We start from the raw sequence: 13,177 nt of genomic DNA, 5'->3' as shown, positions 1-13,177 counted from the left end.
TTCCTAGTGCGAATGCCCTGGATCGATTGTCTTTACCGCGGGTGCTGGCGGGATGTCGTGGGAGTGATGCGGCTCGAGAAAGCCAATGCCCCACGCGGCAGTCACCCCCAGAATCAAGAGCGCTGTGAGTGGAAACCGATCGTGCGCGTGGAAGGCAAGTTCTGGCAGCAGGTCGGCCAGCGAAATGCACAAGAACACACCCGCTGAAAAAGCCAATGCGCAGCCGATGACGAGCGACTGATTACCCCCAATTCCACCCACACCGGCAACGAAGGCAATGGCGCCGATCGGGCACATTAGCGCAAAGGCAATATTGGCGAGCCACGTATCGCGCTTCGTCCAGCCGCCGGCGGCCATAAGCGACGTGATCGACAACGCGTCGAGCGGTTTGTGCAAGGCCACGGCCAGAAACGTTCCAAAGCCTGCGAGTGCGAACGCGTGGTGATGATTAATTTCGGCAGCGACTGCAGCGCCTAGCGCCAGGCCATCGATGAGCGTGTGCAGTGACAGGCCGATCGCCAGCCCAATCCAGCTGAAGCGATGCGCAGGGTCGTCTGCCTCCTTCGCCCCCAAATGCAGCAGTCCCGCTTCATGTTGGTGACGATGATCGTGGTCGTGCTCGCAGTTGGGCCCGTGATCGTGACTATGGGAGTGGCCGTGACTATGTCCGTGCGAATGACCAACGTCGCTCGTGTCGCCATGCTCGTGGGCATGCACATGAAAAACGCGAATCAGCAGGAACATGCCCAGCAGTCCACCGAGCAACCACATCGCAGCCCAATCAAGAGCTGCTCCGTGAACTACATGAGCCAACTCATGCACACCGTGCGGCAACAAATGAAGAACTGCCACGCCGAGCATCAGTCCGCCAACAAAACTCATCAGCAATTGCATCTGACGATGAGACAACTTCATCAGCCAGGGGAGCGCTCCACCACCCAGCGAAGCTGCGATGATACAAACGCAATAGATTGTCAAAAGCACAATGATGTTCATTCGCCAATCGTATTCACAAGTGCCCCCACTTGGCTATAGGGGGATCGAACTAGCGATTCCAGCCTTGCATCAATTGCAGTGGCGCCCAGAGCGAACCATCCTTGATCTGTTCGGCCGAATTAAGTTCCAAGCTGATATCGGCCGCCATTTCTCGCGCCGAACGATAAGTGAAGGTATGCACCACTCGATGCGAACTCGGAAAGTAGGTGCGCTCAATCTTGTCGGCCGGGAGTGACAGTTGGACGCGCGTGCGATACAGCCGCGCGAGAGGCGTTTTCTCGGGGTGATTCTCAATAATTTGAATCTGCCGTGAAGTCCCCGGCTTGATCTCTTGCCGAATTGCCAATTCCACTCCGGGCAGACCGTGCTTATCGCCAAAAATCGTCGGCAGCGCAACATCGGCAGCAGTGATTCGTTGAGTGACCAGCAGAGGTGGCCCGCCATAGCGGACCCAAATCTTGATTTCGGCCGCGTCCACTCCGGCGGGCCAACCGGGAATCGGGAACAGCATCACCGGCGTTCGCGTCTTGTTCTCAAACCGCAAATCGGAGATCTGAAACACCAAGTCCTGATGCTTGGGATCGGTGCTAAGTGGGCGAAACTCGGCCCAGACGTATCGCGGGCGCGCAATAAACTCGTCATTCGATTCGGTTCGCAGTCGGAGGCGGAATGTTGTCGGGCGCACGTCTCCTTTTGCTTCACCCACATCCGGTTTCACGAGTTCCACAATGATTGGCTTTGCGGGGCGCTCGATATCTCCCGCGGCCTGCAGTTTCTGCGAGCCGAACGCCTGCATTTCATCTGCTTCGAAGAACAATTTAGGAGTTGACAATCCCGTCTCAAACCACAGCTGCAAAGCTTCGCCCCCCGAGAGTTGAATCTTCTGTTGCAGCGGCTCGCGCAGGCGGGGTGAGTTAACGGTAACCAGATGATCCTGCGGCGGAATCAAATCGCCCTGCGCCGGCCATTCGGCGAATTGCCAAATGTCGTTGAATTGTAGGGCACTCTGCGGGCGACGGTCCGAATCGGCCGGAGCAACCGTGAAGGTCGGCTTAATGAACGCTTCTTCGATCTTCTGCTTGATGAGCGCTGGAATCTTGATTTGTTCCAATTCAAACTTAGAGTACTTCGCCCCCAGGCTCTTGAGCGCACTCAACTGCGACGTCTCGATGCCGGGCTTAACATCGCCGAACAGAACCACGCGAACCTTCACGTCGCTGCTCGCGGCGAGCGCTGCGTCCAAGCGATCAAAGTCTTTGGCGTTCTGGATTTCACCGTTCGGTCGAATGGTGTCCTCCAGCGGATTGGTGTGCCCTAAATTACAGTTGTTCGGCATGTTCACGCCGTCGGAAACCACAATCACTTGCCGTGACTGCACCCCCTCGACTTTTTCCACTTCTCGAATGGCCGCCGCCACCGCGGCATACAAGGGCGTCACCCCAAAGCAGCGATTCACATTCAACGTAGCCAAGCGCTTCGGCAATTCCTCGCCCCAGCCCCGATCGGGCGGATACATGAGCTCGATATCATCGTCGGGATGCGGATACCTGGCCTTGAACTCCATTGGGCCGTAAAGAGTTGCCGCCGCTTTGCCATCTGCAGTCAAGTTATTCGGATCGCTGGCGAGCTTGGTGTCGTCGTAATACATTTTGTCGTTGGGTGCCGGAAAATAGCCGCCGCGGTTAGGCGTCCGATGTCCGTAAGCCATCAGGCCGATCTGCATGCCCCCTTTGTCGACCAATTTCAGATCGCTCACAATCGTGCTCAGTGCCGAGTAAGCCGTTTTAAAGCGACCATCCTTGTTCGTCATGCTCGACGAACAGTCGAGCACAAACAAAATGGCCCCCGTTGGCGAATCGTTACCACGAACTTGTACGGTGGGGGCAGAATACGACTGCCGTTCCGTGACGAGCGTCAGGCCGCCATCGGGCGAATCGTAGTAAAACTGAAACGCCTTGTCCCATTGATGACCGCGATACCAAACGTGTCCCGCCAAATCGATGGGTGGACGGCCCAGATCGGTCGGCTGCAGCACGCAGGGCAACTTGTGGGTCGGCAATGCTTCGTTGGTACGGGCAGCAATTGGCACAGGCAAGCGATAAGGCTTGCCCTTGTCGCCATAAGTCACAAACTTCGCGTCGAGTTGCTTATCCTCGCCGGCCCGACTGAGGAAGAAACCCGCAGAACCAGCGGGAAAATTAATGGGTTGGCGATCGACTGTCGCACTCAATTGCTTGGCCGCGGCATTCACCGGAATCGCTTTGGTCTCAGACTTATCGAGAAGTTGCACGTCTTCTATTTCGATCTGTATTCCCCGGTCGTGCGCGGTCAATCGTGACTTCTGTAAGTCGCTTAGTGGTTCGACCGGCTCGTTGGGCAAGTCGTACTGAAATGGCAGTTGCTCCGCTTGCGCGGCGCGAGCGCACCGGGTCGCGACAATGTCGAAGAACGGCGAGCTGCTATCGCGCGCAATGCCGTTGCCCCAGAAGTCTTCGAGGGCGCGATGACCGTGCCAACACGACAAATGCCAATGGTCAACATCGCGCAGCCAGGCAGTTGGTGTGGGAATCGCCAGTTGATCGGCCACCAGTTCCTGGCTGAAACAGGCCATCCAGGTCGCGTTGCTCCGGACGCGGCGATCCCACAAGCTGAGGTCGCGACGTACTTGCACTGCTGGCGACGACTTGCCCGCTTCCACAGGCTTGGCTTGCATGGCCTGGTCGTAGTCGACAAAGACATTCTTCACGTTCTGCCACAGGTTTCGCTTATCCTTCACCACCTGCCGGCGCAGCTGCTGGTCGATGGCCAAGACATCTTCTCTGCTCAGGTCGAATGTCGTCCGATGTTGCTCGTAGGGAAGCTTGTACTCGTACGTCAGCAACTTGTGGTATTGAATCAGAAAGCTGCGATAACCCTCGCGAAACACGGACTCGTCTGCGGCAATCGCCGGTGACTTTGCAGCCGTTGATTTCGCCTTGCGCGCGCCTTGTTCTTCCTGCGACCAGCCCAATAGTGTGTTTTGATACTTGGCGAGGAGCCCTTCGACACGCGCGCCGATGTACACCGGCGTATGCATCATCTGCTCAATGTTCCGCACCGAAGTGCCGGCGAGAAAGCGGTTTTCCTCTTGCTCGCGCGGGCGAGAATCGTCGGCCAGCAAGTCCAGCAGTTGTCGCCACTGACCATCAAGTTGCCGGTACTGTTCGCCAGCAAGTTGCAGTTCGGCGAGGAGTTCCGTCTCGTTGTCCCGCTTCAAAAGCGCCGCTTCCAGTCGTTCAGCGAATGTCACGTTCGCGTTCAATACTTCGCTAAGCAGCGTGACGTGGTCGTTGAATTGTTGCTCGAGCCTGCCACGCGAGGAATCTTCACTCGCTTGGCCACCAGGAATATCTGCCGCTGCTAAGGCTAATCGCGAGCGCCGAAAAAACCATTCGGCAACATAGGGAAATCGAGCCCAGATTTCGTCGCGCAACAGAAACATCTCTCCTAGCGTGTCGGCCCGTTGAATCGCACCGTGATACCCGCTGTTGTTGGCCGCATGCAGTTCTTCGGTCGCGGTTCCGCGGGCACTGCGCCACAGCGACTCAGGCCCTTCTGGCGAAAACAGATCGCCGAGAAACAGCAGATCTTCGGCAGATCGCCGCTTGCCGTCGGCTACGTTCACCAGGTTTTCGACCGCATAGTGCGTTCGCACGTCCAAGGGAGTGGCCGCTTGTTCCGCCAGCGAACGGGCCCTGATGCCCACAATCATCTGTCGGTCTGCGGTGGGATTCGATCCCCGGGCGAGCAACTTTAGGAAGTGCGCTTCAATCGGCAGTTTCTCGGCAGGAACCGGCTCTTTCGGGTCGACGATTTTTAAAAACTCCAGCATCTGTTTCAGCCGGTCACTATTAAACGGATCGATCGGCGCCGTTTCTTCGGCCCGAGTCAAGCCAAACCGTTCAAGCATCTCACTTGTTGCCCGTGGCAGATCGGCCGGAGGAATGTGAAATCGCGCTCGTTCATCGGGCGGATCCTTCAACCACTTCTCAAAGGCCGCGCCATAGCCGGGAACATTCTCTTCGGTCATTACCGGCAGCGTGTCGGCTGCCATTTGCTCCCAACGCGACAGACGTAAGTTCGTAATCGCTTGAGTCGGTGGCAACGAATGCCAGGTGCCGGAGTTGAACTCGTCGTAGAGCGCAGCCAGTTGATTGCCAAGTCCCGCTTGATATTCCTCTCCTGCGAACAGGCGCTCTTCGAGTGCAAGCAGACGCTGTTCGAGCGAGGCCCAGCGTACCGGGTCCATCACAAAACCGCGCCGCCAGGCAATTGGCAAACCAGAGGCCCGATCGTTCGGTCCCGCGGTTGCTAATCGTTGATAGGCTTGCCAGGCTTGCCGCAGCGGACTGGTTTCGCCTTCAATCAAGCGTTTCGCTTCACCCAAGACATCGAAGCCCGATTTCGAGTTCGCTGGACTTCGCCAGGCCTGCCAATAGTCGGCGGAAACGAGCGGGACATCGCGGGTCACCTCCAAGCCATCGGGACCGATCAACATTGGCGTCTGCCGCGCTGCTCGCCGCTGTTGCACATAGCCATCGACCCGGTCGCAAAGATAAGCGTGCAATTCCTTGAGCGAGACCACACCGCGGCTCGCATCCTGCGGATGTTCGTGACTCGCATCGCCACGCAGACCGAGGGCTAAAAAGTGCCCAAACACCGAACCCTTCAATTCCGGTGCTGCCCAAGCCATTTGTCCGGGGCTCGTGGAGTTGAGGACGTACAAGTTCGGGTCATTCACATGATCGACGATGGATGGCAACTGATCGGCAAAGCGATTGTCCATCACGCCACACCGCCACTGTGTCGAGATGCGGTTGCAATCGAGCACGACCAACTTACGCGACTTCTTCAGGTTCGGCAGTCCGCTGATTTCGCTTAAGAGCTTGGAGATTGGCAGCCAGCGCGTGGTATCGAAGGCGTCGGCATTCGGCGGCACGAGACAGGCCTGGCCATCGGCATTCACCAGCCCGTGAGCGCTGATGTAGATAATCACCATGTCGTTGCGCGAGAACCACCCCGGCCCCGAGGGCTGGACTTCTTTCAGCCGCGATAGGAACCGCTGGCGACTATCTTCTTCGCCCGACTGCACGTCGCTGGCACCGATGTACCGCAGTGGCACGCTTTCGCGCAGTGGCAAGTTCGAGGGACTGATCTGCTTGAGGAACGCTTCGTCTTCCATGGCCAGCGACAGAGGCGGCATCTGCAGCGGATAGCGGGTCGCGCGGAACACGACGAGCGGCGTGTTCTTTGGTGGAATGAGATAGGCGACGAATACGCCGAACAACAGCAGGCAGCCAATCCACAGTGCCGTTCGCTTGAATTTGTACCGATACTCGTCGACCGACCCGCGGACGATCGGCTTTTTCCAATCCTGCTCAACCTTGGCACGCCCCGCCGCTTGACGCTTGCCCATCCAGGCAGGCCCACGCTTGCCGCCAGATTTACCTTCCGAATCGGGACGCGGGCTCATAACTTCACTCTCGGCGATCCCCGGGAGGGGGAGCTTTCTTCCATGTGCGGGCTGGGCAAAAGTCGCGGCGGTCTTGCTGCGAAGCGCAATCAGCCGGGCAATGTTACTGCCACTGCTGGCGTCAGCTTATTGTGGGGCGAACGGGCAGGCTGAGCAATCCCGAACTGGATTCCAAAACATCCGGATGCATCACCTGCGAAACGCTCGCCGTTGGGTTCACCGGCCGGCGGAGAGTTCCAGAAAGAGACGAGCGTTAAGAATTTGCGCGGGCGATCAAGACTCCCTTAGGCCAGCACCTGTTTGCCGCCGAAAATCGTGCTGAAATGACTTGGCGACCGGAGATTTCCAAAATTCAATTTCCACTATTTCTTGTGCGCGACAACTTTCCGATATGTCACAAATAGTTGTACGCACAGTACTTGCGATATAGAAAGGTGTGATTTATCGCGAAAGTCGGCCAAATCGATTTCCGGAATCTTTCCGCTATCGGGCCATGTTTTTCGGCAAGCCTCTCGCACTGAGCAAATCACACGGCGTGCAGTGGCCAGGCGGCAACGGCGAATAGTCATCCCTTGTCGATAATTGAAACAACAAGAGTAGTTTCCGAATAGCGCACGATTATGCGCGCAATAAGCACCTAATTGCTACCAAATTGAAATAGAGCATCCCGTGACTAGAAGATGCTCGACGCGTGACTAGGTTGGTCACGGCGCGGTGGTTTTTCAAAGATATTCTGCCCGCCTATTTAGCCGGCTCTGGCAGCGTTTCGACTGCTGCTTCAATCACGAGGCGATCACTGCTGATCTTGCCTGGCTTACCACCGGCCAGGGCGAGTGTGGAAGAAGCCAGCACCGCCGGAGTTTTGGAATTCGGATCTTGGATGATCTTCACCTTCACCAGATGCGTGATGGGGGCTGCTTCCGCCGCTACCGACAAGCTAATCTCGCACTTGCGCTTGTCATCGCCAACTTCGATGATCGCTGGTCCCTCCGCTGTAAAGATCACCCTGGGAGCAGCCAGCACCTTGGGCTCGCCCCCCGGCTGGTTCTCGGTAATTCGCACCGTGGCCAGGTACTGCTGGGGCGCCGGCTCGGCTCCCAATAGAGGGCAGGCAGACGCGAGCATCACCACCGCCGACAAAGATCGCAACAAAGTCATGCCAAAGCTCCCTGGTTTCAGATCGATCTAAACTCGGATCGATTCCAGGGTGACTCTTACGCAATGCTGGCTAGCTCGTGCAAGCCCAATCCTCGTGGGATAGGCTTCCAGCCTGTGTCTCATTTTCCCACTTGGTTCGAAAAGAATGACAGGCAAGATGCCTGTCGCACTACCCGCAATTCGCCTGTTCGCAGCGGGTGATCTTGTCGATCCGGTTAGCGTGGCGGCCACCTTCGAATTCGGTCTCCAGCCAGGCTTTGACGATGGGAGTCGATTCGGCCACTTGCTCTTCAGACAGGCAGAGGACGTTCACATTGTTGTGCTGCCGGCAGAGCCGCGCAACCCGCTCGTTGGGAACAATGGTGGCCCGCACGCCGGGAAACTTGTTGGCGGCGATGGCCATGCCGACGCCGGTGCCGCAAACCAGAATCCCCCGGTCGACTTCGTGCTTCGACACTTTGCCCGCCACCAGTGCGGCGTAATCGGGATAGTCGACGCTGCTTGTCTGGTTGGTCCCTTCGTCGACTACTTCATGACCGAGCGACGCGAGCAATGGCAGAAGTTGCCCCTTGAGTGCTACGCCCCGATGATCGCTCCCAATCGAAATCCGCATGATCGTTCTTTCTCAATGGCTAGTCGGAGAAGGCCGCTACTGTGGCTTGTCGAGATCTAATTCGTTGACCCATTCGGCCAGATGGGCATCGATCTGCTCGGCACATTTGCGATACAGATCGGCCGGGCCGCCAATCGGGTCGGCAACATCGCCCCGATTGTGCGAGATCGTGAACGTTCGCGCCCCAGCTTCGGGCCAGTGCGAAACAATGGCCTCGCGATGGCCGCGGGTCATCGTCAGAATCAGGTCGGCATAGCGAACCAGGCGATCGCTGAGGGGTTGACTCTCGTGCTGGCTCAGGTCGAGGCTTCGCTCGCGCATGATCGCAATGGCTTCGGCGGCTGCTCGTCCGCCCGGTGCTGCGGCGATGCCGGCCGACAGCACTAGCACGCCCCGATCTTCAAGTTCTTCGGCCGAGACGCCGAACTTCTCGGCCAGGCGTTTGCGGAGCAACACTTCAGCCATGGGGCTGCGGCAGGTGTTTCCCGTGCAGACGACAATCACCATCCAACTGGCGAGCCGTTTCAGATTGGCTTCGGAAATGACCCCGCTCCGCAGCACTTGCAACTGATTGCCAGTGATTCGGACCAGCGACGACCGTTGACCGAAGCGGCTCTTCCCTTCGTCGAGCACCAAGTCGATCTCGGAGCCGATGCGCTGCACCACTTCTTTGCCAGTAATCGTATCGGGATCGGTCGCCCGCCGCGCGCCGGACATAACCAGCGGGCCGGCCACAAGTCGCAAGGCGCCTAGCAACATATCGTGCGCGGGGACTCGCATCCGAATTCGCTTTTCCGGTGCCACCAGCGCCTGGACACCTTTTGGCAGCCGTTGAATCACGCTCTCTAGCTGAGCGTCTTCGACTTCCAGCGTCACCGGGCCAGGCCAACAGCGGCGGGCCAGGCGCAGGCCGAGCGAAGGGAGTTGCGGGGCAAAATCGATGGCGTCGTCGGTGCTGCGAATCGCCAGGCAGAGTGGTTCGTTCGGTTCGGGCTGACGGATGGCGGCCAAACGCTGGACGGCCGCTTCGTTAAGCGCGCTCGCGGCCATCACGTAGACCGTTTCCGAAGGAAACGCGACCAGTTTTCCTTCGACCAGCGCCTGCACGGCCCGGTGAATTACGTCTCGCGGGTCGTCGGTCTGATTTACGTCAATGACGAGTGGCGACATTTCGTCCCAAGCTTTTTGTCGCGCGTAGTCACACTACGCTGGCAAACGAGGCAATGGGATGAGCGAACCTGCGCTTCACAGGCCTCAACAGCGTGACAAGCTGCGCTCAGCAATCAACTGTGACCCACCGCCCTAATTACTTATTCTATCGGCAGTTACGTGGAATGGTCAAGAGACGACGAGAATGTGTCGTGAGGGTTTTGGGGTAGCTCGTTTGGTTATGGGTCATCCTTGATGAGGTGGTCCCCGCCGTCGGCGAAACGGAAATTCCTGCTCGAACTGATCGCCATAAGTCAGATAGAATAGCCAACTGGTTCCGCCCCCGAGAAAAGGTGTTGCGATAATCTGCAGCAAAGATGATTCGGTGTAAAGCGCCCGAAGCATGACTGCGGCACCTACCACCTGGATAATTGCAGCAGCAGCGATTAGCCAAGGCTTGCGAGGGCTTTCATTCATTCCCCTATTCTACCCGCGCACGAAAAAGCCCCGCCAGAGTGACGAGGCAAATGGTCGCAGTTCACAGTCGACGTCTGACTGCTTGGTACTCGGCGTTAATCAGGTCACACACCGCCAAATAATCTGGGTCAAAGCCGTACGATTCTCCCATCCCTCTCATGTGAAAATCTTCCCTCATCTGCTGCAGATATTGCTCTCTGTTTTCGTCCGCCAAGCGACTCCACCCTGGTCCATTCAGGCCCACCAATAAGTCGGCAACCTTCTTCAAATAACCAAACTCGCGGCTCTTGAGCATCTTGGCGGCAAGGCTCTCCAGATACGGGACCATCCGCTCTTCCCAGCGTGCCGGTTTAGGGTTGTTCACGGCTTCACTAGCCTTTTTGTACGAGGGGAGTTCTGCTGAGCTCGCGTCGGGCTAAGTGGGGAGATTTGAGCGTTCGCTACTTCTTCTCTGATTCGTCGGTCGGCTTCTCTGGCTTGGCCGCGTCAACTGGGGGTTTGAGCCATTCGGCGCGAAGTTTGTTGCCGGCGGCTTGGGGCGATTCGTCGGCCAGGTAAAGTTCGCGGGCCTGGTCGGTTTTGCCGAGCGCTTCGTAGCTTCGCGCGGTGATGTACCGCGCGCCGTCGAGCCACGGGCTGTCGGGGAATTCGCCGCGGACAATTGGGTCGAGCCATTCGATGGCGTTGGCATATTCGCCGGTTTCGAAGTACGAAAGAGCCAACCAATAGGTCGAGTTGTTCTTGGCCGAACGCATCATTCGCCCCATCCGCATCAGCCCGAGGGCGCGCTGCTTGGGATCTTCCGGCAGCGGGACATGCTCGCCGTACTTGGCGCGCAGATAGGCGGGCGACGATTCGTGCAGTTCAATTTCCTGGGCCGAAGGTCGGAACGACAGCATGACCGAACGAGCGCCGGGGCGACCATCGAGGTCTTCGAACCGCCCGCGGAGAAAATAATCGCGCCCCTGATTAAGCGTCACGCTGCGGGGCGTGCGCACTTTCTGCTGTTGCCCTTCGACGAGCGAACGATCGACCGTTTGCTTGTCGCCCAGGTAAACCATTTCTTCTTTGTTGAGCACAATCTCGCGCTCTTGCAGACGCATGGCCAGTTCGGGCTGCTTGGCAACCACTTCGGGCAAGGCCATCGAATAGAAGACTGCTTCGAACGGCACGCGCCACAGTCCGACTGTGCTGATGTGCTTCACACGCCGCAGCTTGGGCTCAAGTTCCGTCGGGCGATATGCGAGGACGATCTCCAGTCGGGGACGATCGTCCCCCTCGGCCCGTTGTTCCGTCCGCGAATGCGCCCGCGCGTTGTTGATCGGCTCTTCGAGAAAGGCCATGCGACGATAGAGCGTTTCGGGCTGAGCTTCGAGCAGTGCCGCCACATTCTGCAAATCTTCGGCGGTCACACCGTAAGGTTCACCCTCCGGCGGCTGCAAAGCAGTCCGTAACGATTCGTCAGCAACAAATTCCGTCAGCGTGGCGATGCCTTGTCGATTGGGCCCCGGAATCGCGATGCCCAGTTGCGGATCGAACAAGTACAACTCTTCCTCGACGAGCACCGCTGCTGCCCAGGCTTGCGGGCCGGCCAGTTCGGTATCGCGAACCATGCCGAGCATCACCGCGGGAATGCCCGCCTGGCGACACAACTGAATGAAGATGCGGCCCCGTTCCCACGAGTCGCCTTCGCCATAGAGCAATGTTTGCCGCGGCAGTTGTTGATAGCCGGGGCCAGGAACGCCCCGCTGTGGCGGCGGCCGATTATCGCTCTTTTTGGCTTCTTCGGCCGTGAGTTGCGGTCCCTTCGGTGGCGGCAACAGCGGATTGAGTTGAATGTTGCGAACGGTCCAATCGAACAGTCGCTCAGCCTGCCGCAGCTGATTGGCTGCCTCGATCTTGCCATTTTTCTCGATCTCTTGCAGCCAAGGCTGGAGCGCCGCCGGAGCAGGCTCCTGAGTGGTGCGCTGGGCGATGTCGTTCAACCAGAGACACTGCTGCAGGTAGGTAACATCGGGCAGTGTGTAGTCGAGTTGGTCGAGTTGTGCGAACACCGGGTGTTTGCGGATTGATTGCGGCGTCTTCTCGAACATTGGATCGCTTTGCCACTGAAACGCGTCGATATCTTGCCGCGCCAGCCACTGATTCAAGTAGAACACCGCGCGACTGGCTGACGAGTTCGAGACGATACCGTCGGCACCGCGCTCCGTCGCCGCAGGGTTGTTCAGGTTGCGGAGCGATTCGAAGCCCAGCGTCAATTCATCGACCGACCGCGCGCTGCCGGTGCTCGTGCTGGTTGTTTCGGTAATCGTCTTCGCCCGCGGCACGCAGCCGGTTGTGGTGACGGAGAGAATTGCTAGCCCGGCGCAGGCCAGGCCAGCAGGCCAATAGTTCTTGTTCATGTGAAATCCTCCACTGCAGCGCGAACTTTGAGTACGCGATCGAGCAGCGCGGCAAAGTCGTCGAGGGGAATCATGTTCGGACCATCGCTGGGCGATTGATCGGGGTTGGGATGTGTTTCAAAAAAGAGTCCATCGACACCAACTGCCACGGCTGCCCGCGCGAGCGGTTCGACCATCGCGCGGTTGCCGCCGGTCGCACTCCCCAGGCCACCCGGTTCTTGCACGCTATGTGTAGCGTCGAAAATCACCGGTGGTCCTAACTTGCGCATGATGGGGAGGGAGCGCATGTCGCTGACGAGGGTACCATAGCCGAAGAAGGTGCCGCGCTCGCAGAGGAGCACGTTATCGCAACCGGCCGAGTTGAGCTTGGTGACGACGTGCTTCATATCCCAGGGGGCCATGAACTGCCCCTTCTTCACATTCACCGTTCGCCCCGTTTGGGCGGCTGCCACGAGCAAGTCGGTTTGCCGGGCCAGGAAGGCGGGAATTTGCAGCACATCGCAGACTTCGGCCGCGCTGGCCGCTTGCGTTGATTCGTGAATGTCGGTCGTCACCGGCAGTCCGGTGGTCTGCTTCACCTTGGCTAGGATTTGCAGCCCGCGTTCGATGCCCGAACCGCGAAAGGCACCACCGCTGGTTCGATTGGCTTTATCGAACGAGGCTTTGAAGACGAGATTCACCGGCCGCGAACTGACGATCTCCTTCAGCCGCTGGGCGATGTGCAGCGTTAGCTCTTCGGTCTCGATGACGCACGGTCCGGCGATGAGCAGCAGTGGCTGCCCGCGGCCGCATTGATAGGGTCCGACCCGGGCCGGGTTATGGGTGGTCGGTTGATCGGCTGGCACAAAACTCTCCCTGTGGTGACTGACT

At 58.3% G+C, this 13,177-nt stretch carries 9 protein-coding genes; all 9 read right to left on the bottom strand.

The window, feature by feature from the left end:
- Nucleotides 1-3: 3 nt before the first annotated feature.
- The 9 genes from ETAA8_RS16920 to kdsA all read right to left on the bottom strand — a co-directional run bounded on the left by ETAA8_RS16920 (nt 4) and on the right by kdsA (nt 13,152).
- Nucleotides 4-996, bottom strand: coding sequence for a ZIP family metal transporter (locus tag ETAA8_RS16920; protein WP_145090696.1), 993 nt, complete (start codon nt 994-996; stop codon nt 4-6).
- Between the two features lie 49 nt (nt 997-1,045).
- On the bottom strand, nt 1,046-6,508 hold the full coding sequence (locus ETAA8_RS16915; RefSeq protein WP_145090693.1) for a hypothetical protein: 5,463 nt from the start codon (nt 6,506-6,508) through the stop codon (nt 1,046-1,048).
- A 741-nt stretch (nt 6,509-7,249) separates the two neighbouring features.
- Entirely contained in the window at nt 7,250-7,666 is a 417-nt protein-coding gene (locus ETAA8_RS16910; RefSeq protein WP_145090690.1) for a hypothetical protein, read from the bottom strand.
- 169 nt (nt 7,667-7,835) lie between these two features.
- Nucleotides 7,836-8,279: a ribose 5-phosphate isomerase B gene (gene rpiB / locus ETAA8_RS16905; RefSeq protein WP_145090687.1), complete on the bottom strand. Its 444-nt coding sequence runs from the start codon at nt 8,277-8,279 to the stop codon at nt 7,836-7,838.
- A 36-nt stretch (nt 8,280-8,315) separates the two neighbouring features.
- Complete coding sequence (locus tag ETAA8_RS16900; RefSeq protein ID WP_145090684.1) at nt 8,316-9,449, bottom strand: Sua5/YciO/YrdC/YwlC family protein; 1,134 nt, start codon at nt 9,447-9,449, stop codon at nt 8,316-8,318.
- A 225-nt stretch (nt 9,450-9,674) separates the two neighbouring features.
- A complete protein-coding gene (locus ETAA8_RS16895) occupies nt 9,675-9,905 on the bottom strand; it encodes a hypothetical protein (RefSeq protein ID WP_145090681.1) in 231 nt (76 codons plus the stop codon).
- A gap of 61 nt (nt 9,906-9,966) precedes the next feature.
- Nucleotides 9,967-10,269, bottom strand: coding sequence for a hypothetical protein (locus tag ETAA8_RS16890; RefSeq protein WP_145090678.1), 303 nt, complete (start codon nt 10,267-10,269; stop codon nt 9,967-9,969).
- Nucleotides 10,270-10,345: 76 nt separating this feature from the next.
- Nucleotides 10,346-12,307: a tetratricopeptide repeat protein gene (locus tag ETAA8_RS16885; RefSeq protein WP_145090675.1), complete on the bottom strand. Its 1,962-nt coding sequence runs from the start codon at nt 12,305-12,307 to the stop codon at nt 10,346-10,348.
- Nucleotides 12,304-13,152 carry a 3-deoxy-8-phosphooctulonate synthase gene (gene kdsA, locus ETAA8_RS16880; RefSeq protein WP_145090672.1) on the bottom strand — a complete coding sequence of 283 codons (849 nt, stop codon included), beginning with the start codon at nt 13,150-13,152 and terminating at the stop codon, nt 12,304-12,306. The genes ETAA8_RS16885 and kdsA overlap by 4 nt, the downstream gene beginning before the upstream one ends.
- Nucleotides 13,153-13,177: the final 25 nt, after the last annotated feature.

This window comes from Anatilimnocola aggregata (assembly GCF_007747655.1).
In the GTDB taxonomy this organism is placed as follows: Bacteria; Planctomycetota; Planctomycetia; order Pirellulales; family Pirellulaceae; genus Anatilimnocola; species Anatilimnocola aggregata.
Note: the sequence above shows the minus strand (reverse complement) of the source record. Positions and strands in the feature narration are given on the sequence as shown.

What these genes read in the sequence shown, in the direction of transcription:
- ETAA8_RS16920 (WP_145090696.1), bottom strand. Translation starts at nt 996, where the DNA reads ATGAACATCATTGTGCTTTTGACAATCTATTGCGTTTGTATCATCGCA.
- ETAA8_RS16915 (WP_145090693.1), bottom strand. Translation starts at nt 6,508, where the DNA reads ATGAGCCCGCGTCCCGATTCGGAAGGTAAATCTGGCGGCAAGCGTGGG.
- ETAA8_RS16910 (WP_145090690.1), bottom strand. Translation starts at nt 7,666, where the DNA reads ATGACTTTGTTGCGATCTTTGTCGGCGGTGGTGATGCTCGCGTCTGCC.
- rpiB (WP_145090687.1), bottom strand. Translation starts at nt 8,279, where the DNA reads ATGCGGATTTCGATTGGGAGCGATCATCGGGGCGTAGCACTCAAGGGG.
- ETAA8_RS16900 (WP_145090684.1), bottom strand. Translation starts at nt 9,449, where the DNA reads ATGTCGCCACTCGTCATTGACGTAAATCAGACCGACGACCCGCGAGAC.
- ETAA8_RS16895 (WP_145090681.1), bottom strand. Translation starts at nt 9,905, where the DNA reads ATGAATGAAAGCCCTCGCAAGCCTTGGCTAATCGCTGCTGCTGCAATT.
- ETAA8_RS16885 (WP_145090675.1), bottom strand. Translation starts at nt 12,307, where the DNA reads ATGAACAAGAACTATTGGCCTGCTGGCCTGGCCTGCGCCGGGCTAGCA.